The following is a 21,293-nucleotide window of genomic DNA, read 5'->3' as shown; positions in this document are numbered from 1 at the left end:
AGGGCCGGCTTCAGGTGAGCGGGGAGCCGGTCAGTTGAGCCGGGGGCAGAAGTGGCCCGCGGGATCATCGGGGCGACCGCACAGGACGCACGGCGGGCGGCCGGCGGCGACGATCGTGCGGGCCCGCTCGATGAAGGCCCGGGCCTGCCGGATCGACAGTCCGACCCGCAGCGAGTCGAGCTCGTCCTCGCTCTCGGGCAGCCGGATCTCCCCGGGGGAGATCCCGGCCGCCTCGACGAACACCCGATGGCCGTCCCAGGAGACGGTGAGCTGCCCCAGGTGGAAGTCCTCCTCGAACGGCGCGTCCAGCGGGGCGAGGTCGATCTCGACATCCGAGGCGGCCGGAAGCGCGATCCCCTGGGTCTGGCCGACCTGGCCGAGCAGCGTGTTCAGCCCCTCGGCGAGGGCTGAGACCTCGGTCTTCTCCAGGCCCACGGTCACGATCTGCCCACGGCCGGCGGCCTGTAGGAAGAAGACCCGGTCACCGGGCTGGCCCACCGTTCCCACCACGAACCGCTCCGGGGATTCGAACACGTAGCGCTGCATAGCTCCGATCGCTCCGTTACCTTCGTTCGCCTCATCGTCCGGTTCTGGCTGCGTCGTTCCCCATCAGTATCGCCGCATCCCCATGCCGTCCACCCTCCACGGCGTCCTGGATTGCGCGATGTGGCTGTTGCGGGAGCTGGCAGCAGTGCGCGGCGCACTGCTCGGGCCACGGTCCGAGCTCGGTCAGCGCCCGGCGAGGCAGGTCCGGGTGCCGGATCTCCTCGACGAGCTCCCGCACCATCGCGACGAACCGGGGATCGGTGCCCACCGTGCCGGCGCGCGCCACCGGCAGCCCCACCTGCCTCGCCCGCTGCGCGGCGAGCACGTCGAGGTCGTAGGCGACCTCCATGTGATCGCTGACGAAGCCGAGCGGCACGATGACGGCGCCCACGGCCCCGGCGGCGGCGAGCTCGGCCAGCCGATCGCCCACGTCCGGCTCCAGCCAGGGCACGGCCGGCGGCCCGCTGCGGCTACAGAAGGCCAGCTCGACGGGATGGCGGACCCCGGTGAGACGCTCGACCCCGGCGGCGATCACCTCCGCCACGGCGCGCAGCTGGCGCGGGTAGGCGTCGCCGCGGGGACCGCTGGCCCGCGCCTGCGACAGCGGCAGGGAATGCGCGGTGAACACCAGGTGGGCGTCGGCGCGCGCCTTCTCGGGCAGCTCGGCCAGCGCGGCGACGCACCGGTCGACCATCGGCTCCACGAAGCCCGGATGGTCGAAGAACAGGCGCAGCTTGACCAGCTCCGGGGCGGCGACTCCCGGCGGGAGCGCGGCGAGCGCCGCGGCCAGGTTCTCCCGGTACTGCCGGCAGCCCGAATACGACGAGAACGCCGAGGTGACGAAGCAGGCCGCCCGGCGGACCCCGGCGGCGGCCATCTCGGCGACCGTGTCGGTCAGGTAGGGCGCCCAGTTGCGGTTACCCCAGTAGACGGGCAGCCCGGGCAGCTCCGCCCGCAGGGCCTGGGCCAGCGCGCGGTTCTGGTCGTTGAGCGGGCTGCGCCCGCCGAACATCCGGTACTGCTCGGCGACGACCGCCAGCCGCGACTGCGGGACGCCCCGCCCGGCCGTCACGTTACGCAGAAACGGCAGCACGTCGTCGGGGCCCTCGGGTCCGCCGAAGGAGACCAGCAGCAGCGCATCGACATCCCCGGCGGCCGGCGTCCCGGTCATCGCGGTCATCGCGGCACGCGGTCGGCGAGGTCGGCGGGATAGGTCGGGAAGTAGCGGCCAATGGTCGACAGTTCGAACTCCGGCAGGATGGCTCCCGCCGGTTCCCGGGCGAGCAGATACTCGAACGACGCGCGGACCAGGGCGATCAGCTCCGGCTCGTCGTCGACGGCCGTCCCGCTCGCGGCGAGCACCGCGTCGTCGACGGTGACCCGGAACGAGAAGGAGAGCCCGGGCACGCCGGGCGAGGTCTCCTCCGCGACCTCCACGTCGAAGTCGCGGCCACCGCGCGGTTCCACCCGGATCACGCTCATCGGACCCACCCCTTCGTGGCTGCGACGGCCTTGACGCCACCACCCGGGACGAGGGCGGTGCACCTGGACCGCCGCCGTGCGACGCCGGCCGCCGCGCACGGCCACGGCTCGACGGCGCGCAGCAAGGCTCCCCCGCCCACGATATCCGCCGGCGACGACCCGCACCCACCCGCGGCCCCGCGCCGGCCGGATGCGGCAGGATGCGGCTCAGCGCCCGGCCGTGCCTGCGGGTCGGCCGCCCGCCAACCATCGCGGTCGGCCGCGCCCCGCCGGGTTGAGGATCAGTGCCCCATGCTCAGGCCGCCGTCAACCGGGATCAGCGCACCGCTGATGTACCCGGCCTGGGGGGAGGCCAGGAAGGCGACGAGGGCGGCCACGTCCGCCGGCTCACCCATCCGCCCGCCGGGCACCTGGGCGGTGAGCGCCGCCCGCTGGGCCTCGGTCAGCGCGTCGGTCATGTCGGTCCGGATCGGGCCGGGGGCGACGACGTTGGCGGTGATGTTGCGCGGGGCCAGCTCCCGGGCGAGGGACCGGGCAAAACCGATCAGGCCGGCCTTGGAGGCGGCGTAGTTGGACTGCCCGGGCCCGCCGGTGGAGGCGACGACGGAGGAGACGAAGATGAGCCGCCCGCGGCGCATCCGCATCATCGGCCGCGCCGCCCGCTTGGCCACCCGGTAGGCGCCGAGCAGGTTCGTGTCGACGACCTCCTGGAAGGCGTCCTCGCTCATGGTGGCCAGCAGGGTGTCGCGCACGATGCCCGCGTTCGACACGACGATCTCGACGGGGCCGAACTCGGCCTCGACCTCGGCGAACGCCTTGTCGACGCTCTCGGTGTTGGCGACGTCCATCCGGACGCCCAGCATGCCCTCGGGGGCGGAACCACCGCGGCTGGCGACCGCGACCCGGTCCCCCGCGGCGGCGAGCGCGACCGCGCAGGCGGCGCCGATGCCGCGGTTACCACCCGTCACCAGGGCCACGCGACCCTCGTTTTCGACCATGGCGGGATAGTAGCCGGCCGATGCACCGCCCCCGGACCTTCCCGGCCGACGACACACACCCATCCCGGAGTACCGCGGGAAATCATCACCCCCGCGGTCACCCCTTGGTGGCATCCCGCGCACGCGCCCGTCCCGGGAACGCGCGGGGTCCGCCTCATCCCTCATCGTCACGCCGCGATACGAGCTCGCGCGGCGCGGCGGTGCGGGACCATACCTCTCATGCGGGTGACGATCCGGGTGCAACCGGGCGCCGGGCGGGCCGCCGTGGGCGGGCGCTGGATGGACCCGCACGCGGGGTCGATGCTGATCGTCCGGGTCACCGAACGGGCCGTCGACGGCCGGGCGACCGAGGCCGCCCTGCGCGCGCTGGCCGGGGCGCTCGGCCTGCGCCGCACGCAGGTACGGCTCGTCCGCGGGGCCACGAGCCGGGTCAAGACCGTCGAGGTCACGACGCCCGCAGCGGACGAACCCGCCCTCCGTACCCGCCTCGACCGCCTGCTCGCCACCGGCGACCCCGACGGGACGACCAGCACCCCGAGGGGCTGACGCCGGGGCGCGACGGCCGTGGGCGGGTTCCGCACGCCGGGCAGAGCCTGGGCGTCGGGCAGAGCCTGGGCGCCGGGCAGAACCTGGGCGCCGCCGGTGGGGTGCGCACCGGCGCCACCGGGTCGGCGGTGTCCAGCCCGCGTCACCGCAACCGCCCACGGATGCTGAAATGGTGCGACCACCATGAAACGGGACGCCGGACGCGGGCCTGCCGCGTAGTGGACGTGTGTCGCCGATCCGGCCGGCGGCACAACCTCCGGCCCGCACCGCACGTCCGGACATTGGGAGGTCGGTGTCGTGGGACGAAGGCCGGTCATGCGCAGGCCGGAAGTCAGACCGGCGGACGCGCTGTGGGCGCATGCGGGTCGGGGGGAGCTGACCATGGGACCGGACATCCCAACCGTCCCAGACTCCCCGGGCACCGCCGCGCCGCACGCCGCCCCCCGGCCGGGCCGGGAGGACGGCGCGATCCCCCCGACCCGCCCACTCCTGCGATCCGGCTCGGACATCCACCGAGATCGAGACGAGGACTCCATGGTGACGTCGCCGCCTGCCGCCCGCCGCCCCTGGCCCGCCGAAGCCGGGGAACCGGCCGGGACACCCGTGGCGGCAAGCTCCGTCGTCCCGGCCGCACCCCACGGATCGGGCGCGATCACCGACAGCGCGCCGGAACCGGTCACGCCGGGGCCGCCCGGTGGGGTGCTCGATCTCGCCGCTCTGGCCGCGGTGGAGGGTCGGCTGCGCGCCGCCGCCACCGCGGCCATCGAGGACGGCGTACGCGGCGGGCGACGTTCCCCGGCCGCCGCCCGGGGCGAACGGGCGGGGGTGGTCGCCGCCTCGAGCATCGCCACCGTCCTGTGGTTCGACTCGCTGCGCGCCGAGGACCGGGTCAGCGTGACGCCCCGGGCCGCCGCGCTGGTTCACGCCGTCCATCAGGTGCTCGAGGACGCGCGAGCGGCCGACGACACGATCGGTGGGCCGGCGGCGGGTGACCCGCCGGCCGGCTGGCTGCGACCCGACACCGCGCCGCCCCCGGCGGACTCCCGTCCCCTGCGCGTGCTCGGCGCCGGCAACGTCGGGCCGAGCGGAACCGTATGGGCGGCGCTGGCCCGCCGGTACGCCGGCGAACGCTTCGACCGCACCCCGCGAGGGCGGCAGATCTGCCTGATCGACTACGCCGAACTACGCGACCCGGCCGTCTGGGAGACGATCGCCGACGAGCGGGCCGCCCATCTCGGCGAGCTGCTCTGGGTGGTGATGGTGACCGGGAGCGGCGTGTCGGCCGCCACCGGCGGCCCGGGTGGGATCGGCGGACCGGCCCGCGCGGCGCGGCTGTTCGAGGCGGCCGGCTGGCAGGTCCTGACCGTGCGGTACGGCCGCCGGCTGGAGGCGCTGTTCCGGGCTCCCGGCGGCCACGCGCTACGGTCCCGACTCGACCTGCTCACCCCGGCCGAGTTCCAGGACCTGCTGCACGCCCGCGGGGCGGACCTGCGCCGCCGCCTGGCCGGGCCGGGCACGGCCGGCGCCGGCATCAGCCGGCTGCTGGACACGCTCACCGACGAACAGATCCTCGCCTGCCTGGGCGACCTGGGCGGGCACGACATCCCACTGCTGATCGACGCCTTCGACGAGGTGGCATCGGACCAGCCGACCGTGCTGTTCGCCTACACCGGCGACCGGCTCGCGCCGGACGACGACGCCGATCCGGCCGCCGAGCTCGCCCGCCAGAACAGGGCCGGCGCGGTGGCCGACGGCAGCGGCAGCGGGTCGCTCATCGCCCTGCCGCCGGACTCGGGAGCGCGGCGCCTCGCCCGGCACGTCACCCGTTACCTGGACCACGCTCCGGTGCCGCTGCGCAGCCCCGCCCCGGTGCCCGCGCACGCCGCCCGCCGCTTCCCGGAACGGATCTCCACCCAGGATGCGTTCGGGGAACTGCTGCGCGATCTGCCGCGGCTCGCCCCGCAGGCGGCGGCGGCGGTGGTCACGATCAGCACCCGGGCCGCCGATCCCGTGCTCGCCGGCTGGCTGGCCGCCGCCGGCGAGCCGACCGACGGCGGCACGGCGCCGCCCGGCACCGCCGACCGGGCCGACCGGGCCGACCGGGCGATCGCCGCCCCGGCCGGCGGTGGTAGGCCGGCGGCGAACGGGATGCCGGCGGCGGTGAACGGTGCTGTCGGCGGCCTCGGTGCTGTCGGCGGCGTGGGTGGTGCGGGTGGTGCCGGTGGTGCGGGTGGTGCGGGTGGTGCGGTCAACCTGGTGCGGCCGGCCGGCTCGGACGACGACGACAGCGACGGCGGTGCCCCGGCCGGGCGTCACGTGGCCGGCGGCCTGTCCGCGGCGGCCTTCGGTGGGGTGCTCGGGTCGCTGGGGGTGGCCTGGAGCCGGCAGGGCCTGCCGCTGCTGCCGATCGGGGTCGCCGACGAGGTGGCGGCCGGTCGGGTGCTGCCCGGCTGGCTCGCCGGCGGCAGCGCCGACGCCCGTTCCGTGCTGGCGGTGGCCGACACCGGGCTCGACCCGGTCACCCGCGCCCTGGCCTGGAACGGCGGCGACGGCGCCCCCGTCGGGATCGCGACGACCTGGGTGCCGGCGTTCGCGCACGACCTCGCGTGGTGCCTGCTGGCCGGGCTCGGCCGGCTGGCCCGACTCGACGGTGCGTCCAGCCTGATCCAGCTCTCCGCCCGGCCGGTGGACCAGCGGCTCGCCGAACTACCGGTGGACGCGGACGGCTGGCGCCGCCGTCGCGCGCTGGTGCTCGCCGGCGGCTACCGGCTGCACGAGGGCGGGCCGGGCGCCGCGATCACCCTCGTCGGCGTCGGCCCGGTCATGCCGGAGGTGTTGCGCGCTGCGGCGGAGCTGCGCGCCGGGCTCGGTCACGAGGTGAGCGTGGTCTGTCTGACCTCGCCGGGCGCCGTCTTCCAGGCGTTGCAGGCCCGCCGCGGGCTGGCCGAGGGGTCGGACGCACTGCTCGCCGAACTCTTCCCGGCGGACCGGCGGTGCCCGATGGTCACCGTCGTCGACGGCGACCCGCGGACGCTGAGTTTCCTGGCGGGCGTGCACGGCGATCCGATCTCGACGCTCGGCTCGGCCGCCCCGCCGCCGGACTCCGCCGCGGCGGCCCGGTCGGGGGCCGCACCCGTCACCGTGGACATGATCGTCGGAACGGCGCTGGACCTGCTCGACGAGGCGGCGGCCACCGGCTGACCCGGTGGGCCGACCTCGGGCGGGACGCCCGCCGGTCGGCCCAGCTCCGGTCGGCCCAGCTCCGGTCGGCCCAGCTCCGGTCGGCCGAGTGCCCGGCGCCGCGTCAGGCGCCGACCGCGTGCACGCCGCCGTCGACGTGGACGATCTCGCCGGTCGTCGCCGGGAACCAGTCCGACAGCAGCGCCACGCACGCCTGGGCCGCGGGCGTCGTGTCGTGGACGCTCCAGCCCAGCGGCGCCCGGCCGTCCCAGACCTCCTCGAACTGGCTGAAGCCCGGGATGCTCTTGGCCGCCATCGTGCGCAGCGGGCCGGCCGCCACCAGGTTCACCCGGATGCCCCGCGGGCCCAGGTCGCGGGCCAGGTAACGGGCCGTGGAGGCCAGCCCCGCCTTGGCGACGCCCATCCAGTCGTAGGACGGCCAGGCGACGGAGGCGTCGAAGTCGAGGCCCACGATCGACGCCCGCTCCCCGAACAGGGGCAGGGCCGCCCGGGTCAGGGAGGCCAGCGACCAGGTCGACACCTGCAGGGCGGTGCCGACCTCGGACCAGGCGGCCTCGACGAACGGCTTGCCGCCGAGGACCGACTCGGGGGCGAAACCGATCGCGTGCAGCACCCCGTCCAGGCCGTCGACGTGTTCGAGCACCCGCCCGGCGAGCCCGGCCAGCTGCTCCTCGTCGGTGACGTCCAGCTCGACGACCGGCGCCTCGGTGGGCAGTCTCCTGGCGATGCGCCGCGTCAGCGACAGCCCACGTCCGAATCCGGAGAGAACCACCTGCGCGCCCTGTTCCTGCGCGATGCGGGCAACGCTGAACGCGATCGATGCTTCCGTGAGAACACCGGTGACGAGAACGCGCTTACCTTCGAGAAGTCCGCTCATGGGCCGCATCCTGCCAAACATGGCCGCCCGAGTGGGCACACCCGGGCCCGTAAGTTCGCCCCCGTTCCGGTCGGACGTCGCCGCGGCCGTCAGCCGGCCGCCGACAGGCCCCTCCGACGTCGATGCACCGTGGACCAACTGTTGCGGAATCGTCGGTTCGGCATCGCCGACGGGTGGTCAGGGACGGCTCAGCCGGCGGCGCGCGGTGCGGGTCACCGGCTCGACGAAACGGGCGGCCAGCGGGCCGATAATCGCCATGAGCAGCACATAGCAGGCGGCGAGCGGGCCCAGTTTCGGTTCGATGCCGGCCGCCACGGCGAGCCCGGCGATCACGATCGAAAACTCGCCTCGCGCGACGAGGGCCGCGCCCGCCCGGAACCGGCCCATCGTCCCGATCCCGGCGGAGCGGGCCGCCCACCACCCCGTCATGACCTTTGTCACGACGCCGGCGAGCGCCAGCAGCGATCCGGCGAGCAGCGCCGGGGGAATGTCGGCGGGGGCGGTCTGCATGCCGAAGAAGACGAAGAAGACGGCCGCGAACAGGTCCCGCAGCGGCCGGAGCACCTCCTGCGCCCCCTCGGCCACGGGGCCGGACAGGGCGATGCCGACGAGGAACGCGCCGACGGCGGAGGACACCTGCATCCGCTGGGCGAGGCCGGCCACGAGCAGCGCCAGCCCCAGCGCCCGCAGCAGCAGGACCTCGTCGTCGCGGTCCGCCGACGGGTTGAACACCAGGCGGGTCACCTTGTCGCTGTGCCGCAGCGCCACGTAGAGGACGGCGACGAGCAGGCCGAGGGCGATCGCCACCGTCAGCGACCCACGGGCGAAGCTGTGATGGGCCAGCAGCGCGGTCAGGACCGGCAGGTACACGGCCATCGCCAGGTCCTCCAGCACAAGGACCGACAGCACGACCGGCGTCTCCCGGTTACCGAGCCGCCCGAGGTCGCCGAGGACCTTCGCGATGATCCCGGAGGAGGAGATGGCCGTCACCCCGCCGAGGACCACCGCGGCCGTCGGGCCCCAGCCCAGAATGAACGCCGCGGCGACGCCCGGGGTGGCGTTCAGGACCAGGTCGAGCACCCCGGCGCGGGCCTGTTTACGCAGGCCGGACAGCAGCTCGCCGGCGGTGTACTCCAGGCCGAGGGTGAGCAGCAGCAGGACGACGCCGATCTCGGCGCCGATCTCGATGAACTCCTCGCTGGCGCCGAGCGGCAGCAGCCCACCGTGGCCAAAGGCCAGGCCACCGAGGAGATAGAGCGGGATGGGGGAGATCCCGACGCGCAGCGCCAGATGTCCGAGGATGCCGAGGGAGAACAGAACTCCCCCGAGTTCGAGGAAGGTCGTGGCGGTGGAATGCACTCGATCCGGCCAGTCCGCTCGTCAGCCGGAGTGGAGCAACGCGGCGACGGACGCCGTGTTCTCCGGGGTGCCGACGACGACCACGATGTCCCCGGCCTCGAACCGGAAGTCCGGCCGTGGGGAGGCGTGGACGATCTGATCGCGGACGACGGCGACGATGGAGGCGCCGGTGCGGGTGCGGGCCTGGGTGTCGCCGAGCGGGCGGCCCGCGTAGGGCGAGTCCGGCCGGATCGCGATCTGCTCGCCGACCAGCCCGGCGAACGCGCTGCTGATGTCGGCCAGCTTCTCGACGATGTGCGGCGCGCCCAGCAGCTCCGAGAGCGCGTCGCTCTCCTCCGCCGTCAGCGGGATGGAGTCCCGGGAGGAGTCGGGATCGTCGGGATCGTAGATCACGAGGTCACGCCGCCCGTGATGATGGGACACGACCCCCAGCCGACGGCCACTGCGCGTTTGGAAGTCGTGCCGCAGCCCAATGCCGGGGAGCGCGGTCTCCTCGATTTCCACAACAACCCTTTCCGCGCCGTGTTGACCCGCTCGTCCACAGGAAGCTCCTGGTGAGCCGCCTTTGCCACCCTAACGAACGATCCGGGGACGCTCCTGGTTCGCGCCGCCCACCCCGAAACGAAACAGCGTCGGCGACGCAGAGACACAAAAGAGTCACCCAAAATCCTCGCCGGGCCCCGGGGCGGCCGGCGCCGACGGCGCGAGAGGTAACGCAGCGCCACGGACGGGAGCGCGGCTCAGGTCACGGAGCCGAGCTCGGAGATTCGGGCCACGATTGTGGTGCGTGGCGCGTTGGGACGGAGGTAACGACGACGATGTCGATGACGCTCGGACGGTACCCGCCCGGACGTCACGGCCGGAACCGCCACCAGGAACCACCATGGACCCGTGGAGACCTGTGCGCATCCCGTCCCACCCACCCCGTCCAGGGAGAGTCGCCCGCCGTGCTGACCCAAAGCGCCCGACTGCTGCGCAGGATCGCCCTCACCGTGCTGGGGCTCGTGGTCCTCGGCGTCGGCATCGCGATGCTCGTTCTGCCTGGTCCGGGCTTCCTCGTGGTCGCCCTCGGGTTCTTCATCCTGAGCCTGGAGTACGAGTGGGCGCGCAGCCGCTTCGAGCGGGCCCGGCGCAAGGCCGCCGACCTCGCCGACCAGGCGGCCGCCAACCGGTTCTCCTCCGCGTTCACGATCCTGTTCGGTCTCGGGATGATCGCCGCGGGCATCGCCTGGATCGTCGTCGACACCCTGCCGGCCTCGTCGCCCTGGACCGGCGGGAGCCTGATCTTCAGCGGGCTCGTCGTGCTGGCGACGATGATCGTCAGCCTGTGGCAGGCGAAGCAGGCGCGTGACGCCGGTCTGCCCACCCCCGCCGAACTCCTCGAACAGCGCGAGGAGTTCGACCAGGAGGAGCGGGCGGCCGAGCTCGGCCGGCAGGAGCAGGAGCTCGCCGGCGAGGCGGCGCAGGACCCGGCCCAGCGCCCGAGCTGATCCTCGAGGCGCCGCCCGGGCCGGGGCCGGCACGCCCGCAGACGCTCAGGGCCGGCGCCAGGGTCGGCGGTGGCCGGATGCCCGGCCCGGGCATCACTGGCCCTGGGTCTCCTGGCTGATGCCGGCCACGCCCGGCTGGTCGTGCGCGCACTTGTACAACGCCGCGCGGTCGGCCGTCGACGCCTTCGCGACGTCGTAGCGCAGCGGATACGCCCGGCTGGTGGCGAGGTTGTTGCGGTCCCTCGGCAGCTGGATCGCGCGGCCCACCGAGGGACACGCGGCGCGCACGGCCTCCTTCTGCGCCGCCGTCGCCTCCGGGGTGAAGACGACGACGGCCTCCTGCCTGGGCGGCGGCCCGCTCACCGTCGCGTAGATCCCGAACACGATCAGGCCGATGGCCGCGAGGGTGATTGCCACCACCGCCGTGCGGCGCCGCGGGTCGGCCAAATACCGCACCGCGCGGGCGGCGGCGGTGGGCGACGAAGAGGCCACGTCGTGAGTCCTGTCACATCGGGGAAGGATTTCTGGTCCGGATTACGGGTGGACCACCCCGAAGTCCGGACCCCCAACCTAGCCGGCCGGCGCAGTCCGTAAGGTGAACGCCTTTGTGAGGCTCAGCGACCTCCGCAACGTGTGACCGCCGCACCCCGCCCGACCGACCTACCGGGCGCGGGGCGCGGGCCCGCCCAGGGCACGCGCATCGGCACACCGTCGACCGGCGGCGCCCGCCCACGATCGGGCCCAACGACGGGCCACATCCGATGACGCCGGCAACGGTGCTCATCCCACATTCGGCGATCATCACCGTCCGATGATCGCGACCAGCGAACCATGGGAGCGAGGAACAGGTCGTGCCATCCCTGATCGAGGACTACGCGCTGATCGGCGACACCCACTCTGCGGCACTCGTGGCGCGCTCGGGCTCGATCGACTGGCTGTGCCTGCCCCGGTTCGACTCGCCGTCCTGCTTCGCCGCGTTGCTCGGCGACGCCGACGACGGGCACTGGCAGATCGCCCCGGTCGAGCCGGTCCTCGGCGTCAGCCGCCGCTACCGCGGCGACACCCTGGTGCTGGAGACGGACATGACCACCGCCTCCGGCACCGTGCGCATCGTCGACGCGATGTTTCCCCACGCCGGCACCCACACGGTGCTGCGCCTCGTCGAATGTCTCGAAGGCGCCGTCCACATGCGCTCCGAGACCCGGTTCCGGTTCGACTACGGCTCGATCGTGCCGTGGGTGCGCCGCGTCGACGAGCACACCATGTCCGCCGTCGCCGGCCCCGACGCCGTCACCCTGCGCACGACCGCCCCGATGGAGGGGCACGACATGGCCACCTACGCCGACTTCCACGTCGCCGCCGGCCAGTCGGTGCCCTTCTCGCTGACCTGGACGCCCTCGCACCAGTCCCCGCCACCGGTCCACGACGTCCGCCGCATGATCACTCTCACCGAGGCGTGGTGGTCGGACTGGATGGCCGGCTGCACCTACGACGGCCAGTGGCAGCCCGCCGTGCGCCGCTCGCTGATCACCCTCAAGGCCCTGACCTACGCCCCGACCGGGGGCATCGTCGCGGCCGTCACCACCTCCCTGCCGGAGCACATCGGCGGGGTGCGCAACTGGGACTACCGGTACTGCTGGCTGCGCGATGCGACGATCACCCTGCTCGCCCTGCTCGACGCCGGGTTCACCAGCGAGGCGACCGCCTGGCGGGAATGGCTGCTGCGCGCGGTCGCGGGCGACCCGTCCCGGGTGCAGATCATGTACGGCGTCGGGGGGGAACGCCGGCTGCCCGAATACGAGGTGCCCTGGCTCGCCGGCTACGAGAACTCCTCCCCCGTCCGGGTCGGCAACGCCGCCGTCGACCAGTTCCAGCTCGACGTCTACGGCGAGGTCCTCGACGCCCTGCACGTCGCGCGGGTCGCGGTCGCCAACCGGCGGCCGTCCGTCCCCGGGCTCGTCCTGCCCGGCGGACAGGCGATCGCCGAGACGCACGGCGACGACTCCTGGCCGCTGCAGACCAAGCTGATGGACTTCCTCGAGACCGGCTGGCGCAAGACCGACGAGGGCATCTGGGAGGTCCGCGGGCCACGCCGGCACTTCGTCCACTCCAAGGTGATGGCCTGGGTCGCGGCCGACCGGGCCGTGCGCGGCATCGTCGAGTCCGGCCTGCCCGGCCCGGTGGAACGCTGGTCCGCGCTGCGCGACGAGATCCACACCGAGGTCTGCGCGCGGGGCTTCGACCCGGACCGCAACACCTTCACCCAGTTCTACGGCTCCCGCGAGCTGGACGCGGCGCTGCTGTACATGCCGCTGGTCGGCTTCCTGCCGGCGACCGATCCCCGGGTCGTCGGCACGGTCGCGTCGATCGAACGGGAACTGATGGAGGACGGCTTCGTCCTGCGCTACCCGACCGCCGAGGACGGCGCGGTCGACGGGCTGCCCGCCGGCGAGGGTGCCTTCCTCGCCTGCACCTTCTGGCTCGCCGACAACTACGCGCTGTCCGGGCGGGTACACGAGGCCCAGGAACTGTTCGAACGCCTGCTGTCGCTGCGCAACGACGTCGGCCTGCTCGCCGAGGAGTACGACCCCCGGCTCGGGCGGATGACCGGCAACTTCCCGCAGGCGTTCAGCCACGTCCCGCTGGTCAACACGGCCCGCACGCTCACCGACGCGCTGCGCGGCATGCCACGCTCGCGCACCGACCGCGCGCACCCGCCGGGCCACTTCTTCGGCTGAGCCGTGCGGCGGCGGCGCGGCGTGGCCCTGCGGGTCACGCCGCGCCAGGTCCGCCGCACGGCAGTCGAGCCGGACTACCAGTTCGCCACACAGCGTGCATGCCGATACTTGTTCCGTACCGTCGGCGTGGCGAAGACTTCAGCCGATCGACGAGGAGCAGGGGGCGGGGCGTGGCAGGTCGAATCGCGGTGATCGGCGGCGGCATACTCGGACTGGCGGTGGCCCGCCGGCTCGGCCAGGTCGAACCGGGAGCGACGGTGACCGTGTTCGAGAAGGAGCCCGACGTCGCCCGGCATCAGACCGGCCGCAACAGCGGTGTCGTCCACGCCGGCCTCTACTACGTCCCGGGCTCGCTGAAGGCCACCCTGTGCCGGCGCGGCGTCGGCCTGCTGCGCGAGTTCTGCGACACCCACGACATCCGCTACGACGAGTGCGGCAAGATCGTCGTCGCGGTCGACGACAGCGAACTGGAGCGGCTGGCCACGATCGAGAAGCGGGCGGAGGCGAACGGCGTCCCCCGGACCCGCATGCTCGACGCCGCCGAGCTGCGGACGATCGAACCGCACGCCCGGGGCGTCGCCGCCCTGCACTCCCCCACCACCGCGATCGTCGACTATCCCGGGGTCGCGCAGGCGCTACGCAAGGAGATCATCGCCGCGGGCGGCACGGTGCGCACCGGGGCCGAGGTGATCGGCGTCGACGAGCGGCCGGACGGGGTGCACCTGCGGCTGACCGTCACCGGCTCCGCCAGCGGCCGGCCGAACGGCAATCACGAGGTGGCCTCCCGCAACAGCGGTCGGGTCTCGGTCGTCTCCGAACGGGTCGGCCCGTTCGATCTGCTGATCGCCTGCGCGGGCCTGCAGTCCGACCTGGTGGCGACCTTCACCGGCGAGGACCCGTCCCCCCAGATCGTTCCCTTCCGAGGCGACTACTGGCTGCTGCGCCCGCAGCGGCGGGACCTCGTGCGCGGGCTCATCTATCCGGTACCGGACCCGCGGTACCCCTTCCTCGGAATCCACCTCACCAAGCGCATCGACGGCGAGGTCCTCGTCGGCCCCAACGCGGTGCTCGCCACGGCCCGCGAGGGCTACACGGTCGCCACCGTCGAGGGCAGCGACCTGCGGCGGACCCTCACCTGGCCGGGTTTCCACAAGATGGCCAGGACGCACTGGAAGACCGGCGCGAAGGAGATACTGCGCACCGTCAGCAAGCGGGCGTTCGTCGCCGAGGCCCGGCGCTACGTGCCCGAGCTGCGGACCACCGACGTGGTGCGCGGTCCCGCGGGGGTGCGTGCCCAGGCGGTGGCCCGGGACGGCAGCCTCGTCGACGACTTCGTCCTGTCGCACACCGGTCGGGTCGTCCACGTGCGCAACGCGCCGTCGCCGGGGGCGACCGCGTCGCTTGCGATCGCGGAGCACATCGTCAGCAAGGTCGTGCCCGAACGGGCAAGCTGACACCTGGCGCTCACCGCATGCGGAACCGAGGCCCCGGGCCGTCCGATGGGTGCGATCCTGGTCCGGTGAGTGCGCTGCCAGGCCGCCAGGGTCGTGAGGTTCTCGCCGGCGCAGCGGCGGACGACCGTGCCGGGACGGACCTCGCCCGGCGCTGGCGTGCCGCACGGTCGCGGTCAGCTGTGACTCACCTGGACCCGGCCGCCGCCGCGCGGCCGAGCCAGGCGACCCTCGACGCTCAGATCGCTCACCTGCGGCGCGAAGGCGAACGCGGCGCGTACGTCGCCGAGATGGAGGCCGGGGAGGTCCTGCACTCCGCGCGGGCGGCACTCGCCGACCTCATGGGGCCCGGTCTCGGCCCTGACGATCTCACCTTTCACCATTCGGCCAGCACCGCCTTCGCCGCGCTGCTCACCGCATGGCCCCTACCCCCGGGAGCCAGAGTCGGGGTTCTCCCGAGCGAGTACGGCTCCAACATGCTGGTGCTCGAGGCCCGGGCGCGACAGGCACCATTCGAGTTGATCGATCTGCCGGTCGACCCGCAGGGAGTGATCGACCTCGACGTACTCGACCGAGCGGGGATGCCCAGCGCCCAGGCAGCCCGTCCGCTTGCCCTCGCCGAGCTGGATCTCGTCGTCTTTCCGCAGGTCCCCAGCCAACGCGGCATCGTGCAGCCGGCTGTCGAGATCGGCAGGCGCTGCACCGCGGCCGGGGTGCCGTTGGTCCTCGACGTCGCCCAGTCCCTGGGCCAGATCGATGTCCGCGACATCCACGCCAGCGCCTACCTGGGAACGTCGCGCAAATGGCTGTGCGGGCCGCGCGGCGCCGGCTTCCTCGCCCTGCGGGGGGACCTCGCCGAACGCCTGAACGTCGGCGTTCCGAGTCTGTACACCGCGCGCCGGGGCGAGGACGGCTGGCCGATCCCCCTGCCCGGCCTGTCCCGGCTGGCGATCGGAGAGGCCTCGGTGGCCTCCCGGGTCGGCCTCGCCCAGGCGCTCACCGAGCTGCTCGCCAGCGATCCCCGGCTCGTGTTCGGCCGCATCGTGCGCCTCGCCGCCCAGGGGCGGCGTGCCCTCGACGGCGCGGGGGGATGGCGGGTGCGCGAGCGGCCGGACTCGCCGAGCGGCATCATCACGCTGGAACCACCACCCGGCGTCGACCCCATGGCCGTCCGCGATCGTCTCTACCGGCAGGACGCGATCCTCACCAGCGCCATCCCGGTCCAGCGAAGCCGTGATCTCGAGGGACCGGTGCTGCGGGTGAGTGCCCACGTGTACAACGACCCGGCCGAGTTCGAGCAGCTCGCCGCGGCCCTCAACCGTGGTCCCGGAAGTTCCTCACCGGCACGCACGTGAGCCGGACACGGCGCGCTTTCAAACGGCACCCGACGCGCTCTGCCCTTCGGCGGCAACCCCCTCGCCCGGGAGTTGCGCGGCGGCCGCACTGTCGCGGACCGGACAGGGCGGCCCTGCCCGCATGCACCCCTCCCCACCTCAGCCTTCTGGGAGGGTGCGACCATGTTCGGAGTGGTTCGCCCCTGTCAGCGACAGTTGTCCGGCGACCTGCAAGCGGCTTGGATGTCGCATCTCTGCGGGCTATGCCTCACCCTCCGTGATCACCATGGTCAGTGGACCCGGGTCGCCACGAACGTGGACGCGGTTCTCGTGTCGGTGCTCGTCACCGCGCAGACCGTCGCGCCGGCCGAACGCCGCCGGGCCGGGCCGTGCCCCCTGCGCGCGATGCGCCGGATCGAGGTGGCGGCCTCCGCCGAGGCGGGCCCGCGGTTGGCGGCCGCAGTGTCGCTGGCCGCGGGCGCGACCGCCGTGCGTGACCACATCGCGGACGGCGACGGTCCCCTGCGCCGTCGCCCCGCGGCCGCGATCGCTCGGCGGCTGGCCGACCGGGCCGTCGCAGCCGCCGACCACACGGGCTCGGTGGTCGGGTTCGACGTCGCCCTGCTGGAACGCGCGGCGGTGGAGCAACGCGCCCGTGAGGGCGGCAGCGCCCGGGGCAGGGCGGCGCTGTTGGACGCGCTGGCCCCGACCGAGAGTTCGGTGTCCGCCGTCCTCGCGCACACCGCCGTCCTGGCCGGACTCGACGACAACCGCGCGCCCCTCGCGGCGGTCGGACGGCACCTTGGCCGCGTCGTCCATCTGCTCGACGCCGTCACGGACCAGGACGACGACGCCCGGTCGGGATCGTGGAACCCGCTGACGGCAACCGGAACCAGCCCGGCCGAGGCCCACCGCCTGTGCGAGGACAGCCGGCGGGACCTGCGGCACGCGCTGGCCGAGGTTCGCTTCACCGACACGGTCGATGCCCGGCTCGCCCGCCTCCTGTTCGGCGACGGGCTCGGCCATGCCGTCGACCGGGCCTTCGCGGCCGCGGGAGCGTCCCCCGGCCCCGCCCGACCCGACCAGCGGCCCGACGGGCGGCCGCCCCGCCGCCGGCGGGCGGGCTCGGCCTGCCTGGTCGCCACCGGCATGTTCCTGACCTGCCAGATGTGCGGCGACTACACGTCGCCGCTGGACGGGCAGCGCAAGAAGGGTCTGTGCGACCGGTGCGGCGACCTCGACTGCGACTGCTGCGACTGCTGCGACTGCTGCGGCGAGTGCGCGGACTGCGACTGCGGCGGTTGCGACTGTAACTGCTGAGCCAGCAGGATGTTTCGACCCCGTTGCGCGAGTCGGAACCAGGTCGTGACGTCTGGTAGGGATCTGCTGAAATGGTGGGCGTCGCGCGAGCGGAGTCCCCGACGCTCCTCGCGGCGGGGGACGCCCCCACGTCCCCACTGGCGGGCACCGACGCCCGTACGGCCGTGTCGAGGTCTGTCATGGCCGCAAGTCCGGGAGAACGACTGGACCACCATGAACGCAGAGGACAACACGGCAGTTTCCGACATCATCACCGTTGCGGCGGTGGACGATCATCCGATCGTGCTGCGTGGTTTGGCAGACCTGCTGCACGACGTCAAGGACTTCGACCTGATCGGCACCGCCTGTTCCCTCGATGCGCTGCTCGCCGGGCCCGGACAGCACGCACAGGTGGTCCTGCTGGATCTCGACCTCGGTGACGGCACCGAGCCCCCGGACAACCTCCGGCGGCTGCTCTCCGACGAGCGGGCCGTGGTGGTGTTCAGCGCCGCCGCCGCGCCGGCCACCGTCCGGGACGCGATGCGCGCCGGCGCCTCGGGCTTCGTTCCCAAGACCGACGACGTCGAGGATCTGGCCACTGCGATCCGCGCGGCCGCCGCCGGCACCGGATGGATCTCTCCGCAGCTGGCCTTCCTGCTCCTCACCGATGACTCGCCGGACAAGCCGGACCTGTCCCCGAAGGAGGTTGAGGCGCTGCGCCTTTATGCGACGGGCATGCCTCTCAAGACCGTCGCGCGGAAGATGAACGTCTCCCCGGAAACCGCCAAGCAGTACATCGACCGGGTCCGCCAGAAGTACCGGCGGGTCGGGCGCGACGCGGCAACCAAGGTCGACCTGTTCAAACGGGCCATCGAGGACGGCCATCTCGATCGCCGCGCCGAGGGGATGGCCTGACCGAGGCGTCAGCCCGCCGCAGCCACCCGGCCGCGGGGCGGTACTCGCTCCGTCGCGTCCGATCGGCCGGGAAAAGCGCAGTGGGCGCCGACACCCCCATGTCAGCGCCCACCACCCCGACACACACTGGATCCCCGTATCCGGTGCGCGCCCTCGCGCCACCCCCCGCGTGGCGTGAGGGCGCGCGATCCGGTCAAGCGCGGAACATCTCCGACAGGTCCCCCGACCGAGCCTCGCTGTTCCCCCCCGTGTGCCCCTGACCTCGTTCATCGTGACTGATGTCGCGGTTGGCGTCATGACCCCAAATCCACCGAACCGGACGTCCCCCCAATGGGGGTCACACCTCCCACGATCGAGGCATCCCCCAGTCGGTTCAGGGCGCTGCTGCGGCCGGCGGTCAACGACGTGGCTCGCCGCCATGGCCACCGCGGGCCGAGGCCTGATACACGAACTGCGCAACCACACCGACCAGGAAAACGACAAAACCACAACAGGCAATCACCCACAACCCGGGGCCGACCGTGGTCGCCGTGCGCAGCCCGCTGTCGACGAACGGACCACCGCGGTAGAGCTGGACGAGGTCGACCGCCGCGGTCAGCAGGACCATCAACCCCGTCATGGTGGCGAGCATGCGCCCCCACTCCCGGCGCCCGGCGGCGAGGAGCAGGCCCGCGACCACAGCGAGGATCCCGAGCAGCACCGTCAACCGCCCGTGCTGGTCGGGATCGGTCCCCCGCACGGTGAACTCCACGAACCCGTAGGCCCGTACCGTCGCCCACCGCATCCCCGACGCAATGATCACGGCAACACCGGCGCAGACAGCCAGGGGGCCGGGTAGCCAGGCGCAGCGGGACGCGATCCGGCGCAGCCGCGAGCGGACGGCCGGGTCCGCCGCCCGGGCCGGCGCAAGCACCGACGCAGGCACCGACGCAGCCCCCGTCGAGGGCAACGCCCACGGGTGTGTGCGGGCCGCTGTGGACTCCGGCCGCACGTCCGGCGCGGCCGCGCCGCCCACCGTGCCGACATTCGCCGCCGGCGGGGAAAGCGTCGCGGGTCCCTCCCGGGACCATGCGGGATCGGCCGTCGCCGCGGCCCGTGCCCGCCACGCCCGCAGCTCCGCGGCGACCGTGGCAGCGCGGTCGTCACCCTCGCCCGGGCGCGGGTCGGCCGCGGGTGGTGGCGTCCCGCCGTCCCCCGTAGCCCTCCCGGCCCCGCCCCCCGCGGCAGCCGAGGGTGAACCGGCGTCCCACGGGCGGGCCCACGGACTCTGCTGTTGACCGGTCACCCACGCCCACCACCGTCCGACACCCCGACAGGGGCCCGACGACCGCCCCGCACGGTCGTATCACGCGCGGAAGCCGCCCGCATGACCACGAGACAGAACTACCTAAACCGGGCGAGTTACCGCCGGGCACCGCCTGCGGCCGCTGCCGTACGCGCCTGCAGCAGTACCGCGCCGATCAGGGCGAGGACGCCGGACCCGAGCGTGACCATGATCCCGTTCTGCGGATGGATGGAGATCACATCGGCCGAGACGGCCCGAAAGGACGCAAGTGTCGGCGGTCCGTAGGCCCGGTCGAGCCCAGCGATCACCACGATCAGGATCGCGACCAGGCGGGCGACCAGGATGTCCGCCGCGCCACCGCCGATCGGCCGCCGCGCGAGCCGGGCGGCACCCACGACAGCCAGGATGACGGCCAGGACACCGACCAGCCGGCCGTCCCCGACGACGATGCCGTTGAAGGAACGTGTCTCGTCCGCGCTGGACATCTCGCTCCAGGGAAGGACGCTGCCGATGACGCAGCCCACCGCACCCACGATCATCGCCAGCGCCGCCGCCGGCCGCGTCCGGGCGGGCCGCGTCGCGGACGCGGTCACATCCTGTCCAGCCGCGCCGACCGGTTCCAGCGATCCGCCGGCGCCCGGTGCCGAGCCCACCGGGCCAGGCCGCTGCTCACGTTCCGGCACTGCGCCGCGGACGGGACCCGCGGATGACCGGCGCGGGTCGGCCTGCTCGCCGGGCCGGGGCACCTCGACCTGCGACGTCGCCCCCAGCCCAGCGGGTGAGCCGCGATCGTCAACGACGGCAGGGGCCGCAGCGCCGACGTTCCCACCCTCGAACGCCTCGAACGCCTCGAACGCCTCGGACCCGTCGAACGCGTCCGGGTCCGTGCGGTGCCCCGGGTCCGCGAGACGCCAGCCGTCATCGCTCACCGCGAACCGGCTCGTGGCCTCACCGTGATCATCATTGCCGTGATCTCGACGCAGCCCGACGCGCATGGTCGGCGGGTCGAGCTCCGGGCGTACGGTCGGCGGCCGGTCCGGGCCGGCGAGGGCACGGCTCCCGGTGGCGCTCCCGTCCACCGTCGCGGTCGGGCCGCCGGTGCCGCCGGCGGGCGAGCGTTGCGGTCCGGGCGCCGCCTGGGGACTGGGCCGGGCGGCCTCCGGGGCGCCGGCGCGGGCCGAGGCACCCCGGGAGGGCGGCCGCGCCCTGGCCGTCTCACCGCCGCGTTCATCCTGCCGCCTCGTGAGCGGGTCGACGATCCGAGCAGCGGCCGGGTGGTGACCGGGACCGTCGCCGCCGGGCAGCCCGTCGGTCCGGCCGGCCGACTGGCGATCTGCGGCATCCCGATCTCCGGCCCCCCGACCCGCCCCGGCGTCGGCGGCCCGGGCCGCCGATCGCGGCGCGTCGCGTTCGAACCACGTGGGCCGCGGCCCGGCGCCAACCGGCGCGGAGGAGGACGGCGGTGGCGATGGGGCCGCGGCTGGCGCAGCGGGATCGGCCCCCGCAGGCGGCACGGAGGGTGCCGGCGTCGGGGGTACGAAGGCGTTCGGTCGCGCCCGGTCGTCCCCCCACGGCCGCGGGAGGCTGCTGTGGCTGTGGCTGCACGGTGGGTCGCGGCGGGTCGGTTCGCGGCGGGTCGGTTCGCGGCGGGTCGGTTCGCGGCGGGTCGGTTCGCGGTTGGTCGGCTTGCTGGCCGCCTGCCGGCCGGATCTGCGGCGTCCACGGCCGCTGATCGACGGGCCGCGCAGACTGGTTCCGGCCCGGCCCGGGTG

18 protein-coding genes are annotated in these 21,293 nt (G+C 73.9%); 8 read left to right on the top strand and 10 right to left on the bottom strand.

Annotated features, from left to right (window positions below; genetic code table 11):
• Positions 1-30: 30 nt before the first annotated feature.
• The 4 genes from FRAQA3DRAFT_RS01880 to fabG all read right to left on the bottom strand — a co-directional run bounded on the left by FRAQA3DRAFT_RS01880 (position 31) and on the right by fabG (position 3,026).
• A complete protein-coding gene (locus tag FRAQA3DRAFT_RS01880) occupies positions 31-546 on the bottom strand; it encodes a DUF3090 domain-containing protein (protein ID WP_009737372.1) in 516 nt (171 codons plus the stop codon).
• Positions 547-577: 31 nt separating this feature from the next.
• Positions 578-1,726, bottom strand: coding sequence for a ferrochelatase (locus tag FRAQA3DRAFT_RS01875; protein WP_009737371.1), 1,149 nt, complete (start codon positions 1,724-1,726; stop codon positions 578-580).
• A complete protein-coding gene (locus FRAQA3DRAFT_RS01870; RefSeq protein WP_009399509.1) occupies positions 1,723-2,028 on the bottom strand; it encodes a hypothetical protein in 306 nt (101 codons plus the stop codon). Before FRAQA3DRAFT_RS01870 ends, FRAQA3DRAFT_RS01875 begins: the two co-directional genes overlap by 4 nt.
• A gap of 281 nt (positions 2,029-2,309) precedes the next feature.
• Positions 2,310-3,026 (bottom strand): 3-oxoacyl-ACP reductase FabG, encoded by a 717-nt coding sequence (fabG, locus tag FRAQA3DRAFT_RS01865; RefSeq protein WP_035920461.1) that lies wholly within the window; start codon positions 3,024-3,026, stop codon positions 2,310-2,312.
• 219 nt (positions 3,027-3,245) lie between these two features.
• Here fabG and FRAQA3DRAFT_RS01860 point away from each other — a divergent pair, with 219 nt between their 5' ends.
• The gene (locus FRAQA3DRAFT_RS01860; protein WP_009399505.1) at positions 3,246-3,572 is read left to right on the top strand and encodes a DUF167 domain-containing protein; all 327 of its coding nucleotides are present in this window, start codon (positions 3,246-3,248) and stop codon (positions 3,570-3,572) included.
• Between the two features lie 315 nt (positions 3,573-3,887).
• Positions 3,888-6,773, top strand: a complete 2,886-nt coding sequence (locus tag FRAQA3DRAFT_RS01855; protein WP_232291865.1) for a pyruvate dehydrogenase — start codon at positions 3,888-3,890, stop codon at positions 6,771-6,773.
• A gap of 103 nt (positions 6,774-6,876) precedes the next feature.
• Here FRAQA3DRAFT_RS01855 and fabI read toward each other — a convergent pair whose 3' ends face one another.
• From fabI to FRAQA3DRAFT_RS01840, 3 genes are all read right to left on the bottom strand, one after another.
• Positions 6,877-7,650: an enoyl-ACP reductase FabI gene (fabI, locus tag FRAQA3DRAFT_RS01850; RefSeq protein ID WP_009399503.1), complete on the bottom strand. Its 774-nt coding sequence runs from the start codon at positions 7,648-7,650 to the stop codon at positions 6,877-6,879.
• Between the two features lie 177 nt (positions 7,651-7,827).
• A complete protein-coding gene (locus FRAQA3DRAFT_RS01845; RefSeq protein WP_009399502.1) occupies positions 7,828-9,009 on the bottom strand; it encodes a cation:proton antiporter in 1,182 nt (393 codons plus the stop codon).
• Between the two features lie 21 nt (positions 9,010-9,030).
• Positions 9,031-9,513 carry a cation:proton antiporter regulatory subunit gene (locus FRAQA3DRAFT_RS01840; protein WP_009399501.1) on the bottom strand — a complete coding sequence of 161 codons (483 nt, stop codon included), beginning with the start codon at positions 9,511-9,513 and terminating at the stop codon, positions 9,031-9,033.
• 443 nt (positions 9,514-9,956) lie between these two features.
• Here FRAQA3DRAFT_RS01840 and FRAQA3DRAFT_RS01835 point away from each other — a divergent pair, with 443 nt between their 5' ends.
• Entirely contained in the window at positions 9,957-10,499 is a 543-nt protein-coding gene (locus FRAQA3DRAFT_RS01835; RefSeq protein WP_035920458.1) for a PGPGW domain-containing protein, read from the top strand.
• A gap of 93 nt (positions 10,500-10,592) precedes the next feature.
• Here the strand turns inward: FRAQA3DRAFT_RS01835 and FRAQA3DRAFT_RS01830 are convergent, their stop codons facing one another.
• Positions 10,593-10,991 (bottom strand): hypothetical protein, encoded by a 399-nt coding sequence (locus tag FRAQA3DRAFT_RS01830; RefSeq protein WP_009399499.1) that lies wholly within the window; start codon positions 10,989-10,991, stop codon positions 10,593-10,595.
• Between the two features lie 359 nt (positions 10,992-11,350).
• On the opposite strand from FRAQA3DRAFT_RS01830, the gene FRAQA3DRAFT_RS01825 reads away from it, so the two are divergent.
• From FRAQA3DRAFT_RS01825 to FRAQA3DRAFT_RS01805, 5 genes are all read left to right on the top strand, one after another.
• Entirely contained in the window at positions 11,351-13,237 is a 1,887-nt protein-coding gene (locus FRAQA3DRAFT_RS01825; RefSeq protein ID WP_009399498.1) for a glycoside hydrolase family 15 protein, read from the top strand.
• Between the two features lie 170 nt (positions 13,238-13,407).
• Positions 13,408-14,691, top strand: coding sequence for an L-2-hydroxyglutarate oxidase (locus FRAQA3DRAFT_RS01820; RefSeq protein WP_009399497.1), 1,284 nt, complete (start codon positions 13,408-13,410; stop codon positions 14,689-14,691).
• 179 nt (positions 14,692-14,870) lie between these two features.
• Positions 14,871-16,043: an aminotransferase class V-fold PLP-dependent enzyme gene (locus FRAQA3DRAFT_RS01815; RefSeq protein WP_035920456.1), complete on the top strand. Its 1,173-nt coding sequence runs from the start codon at positions 14,871-14,873 to the stop codon at positions 16,041-16,043.
• A gap of 162 nt (positions 16,044-16,205) precedes the next feature.
• On the top strand, positions 16,206-17,342 hold the full coding sequence (locus FRAQA3DRAFT_RS01810; protein ID WP_009399495.1) for a DUF5685 family protein: 1,137 nt from the start codon (positions 16,206-16,208) through the stop codon (positions 17,340-17,342).
• 213 nt (positions 17,343-17,555) lie between these two features.
• Positions 17,556-18,236 (top strand): response regulator transcription factor, encoded by a 681-nt coding sequence (locus FRAQA3DRAFT_RS01805; RefSeq protein WP_009399494.1) that lies wholly within the window; start codon positions 17,556-17,558, stop codon positions 18,234-18,236.
• Between the two features lie 397 nt (positions 18,237-18,633).
• Here FRAQA3DRAFT_RS01805 and FRAQA3DRAFT_RS01800 read toward each other — a convergent pair whose 3' ends face one another.
• Complete coding sequence (locus FRAQA3DRAFT_RS01800; RefSeq protein WP_009399493.1) at positions 18,634-19,521, bottom strand: hypothetical protein; 888 nt, start codon at positions 19,519-19,521, stop codon at positions 18,634-18,636.
• Positions 19,522-19,637: 116 nt separating this feature from the next.
• Complete coding sequence (locus FRAQA3DRAFT_RS01795) at positions 19,638-20,600, bottom strand: hypothetical protein (RefSeq protein WP_232291864.1); 963 nt, start codon at positions 20,598-20,600, stop codon at positions 19,638-19,640.
• Between the last annotated feature and the right edge of the window lie 693 nt (positions 20,601-21,293).

Source organism: Frankia sp. QA3, assembly GCF_000262465.1.
GTDB lineage: Bacteria > Actinomycetota > Actinomycetes > Frankiales > Frankiaceae > Frankia.
This window is presented reverse-complemented; position numbering and strand designations above follow the sequence as displayed.

What these genes read in the sequence shown, in the direction of transcription:
- fabG (WP_035920461.1), bottom strand. Translation starts at nt 3,026, where the DNA reads ATGGTCGAAAACGAGGGTCGCGTGGCCCTGGTGACGGGTGGTAACCGC.
- fabI (WP_009399503.1), bottom strand. Translation starts at nt 7,650, where the DNA reads ATGAGCGGACTTCTCGAAGGTAAGCGCGTTCTCGTCACCGGTGTTCTC.
- FRAQA3DRAFT_RS01810 (WP_009399495.1), top strand. Translation starts at nt 16,206, where the DNA reads ATGTTCGGAGTGGTTCGCCCCTGTCAGCGACAGTTGTCCGGCGACCTG.
- FRAQA3DRAFT_RS01855 (WP_232291865.1), top strand. Translation starts at nt 3,888, where the DNA reads ATGCGCAGGCCGGAAGTCAGACCGGCGGACGCGCTGTGGGCGCATGCG.
- FRAQA3DRAFT_RS01880 (WP_009737372.1), bottom strand. Translation starts at nt 546, where the DNA reads ATGCAGCGCTACGTGTTCGAATCCCCGGAGCGGTTCGTGGTGGGAACG.
- FRAQA3DRAFT_RS01860 (WP_009399505.1), top strand. Translation starts at nt 3,246, where the DNA reads ATGCGGGTGACGATCCGGGTGCAACCGGGCGCCGGGCGGGCCGCCGTG.
- FRAQA3DRAFT_RS01870 (WP_009399509.1), bottom strand. Translation starts at nt 2,028, where the DNA reads ATGAGCGTGATCCGGGTGGAACCGCGCGGTGGCCGCGACTTCGACGTG.
- FRAQA3DRAFT_RS01805 (WP_009399494.1), top strand. Translation starts at nt 17,556, where the DNA reads ATGAACGCAGAGGACAACACGGCAGTTTCCGACATCATCACCGTTGCG.
- FRAQA3DRAFT_RS01875 (WP_009737371.1), bottom strand. Translation starts at nt 1,726, where the DNA reads ATGACCGCGATGACCGGGACGCCGGCCGCCGGGGATGTCGATGCGCTG.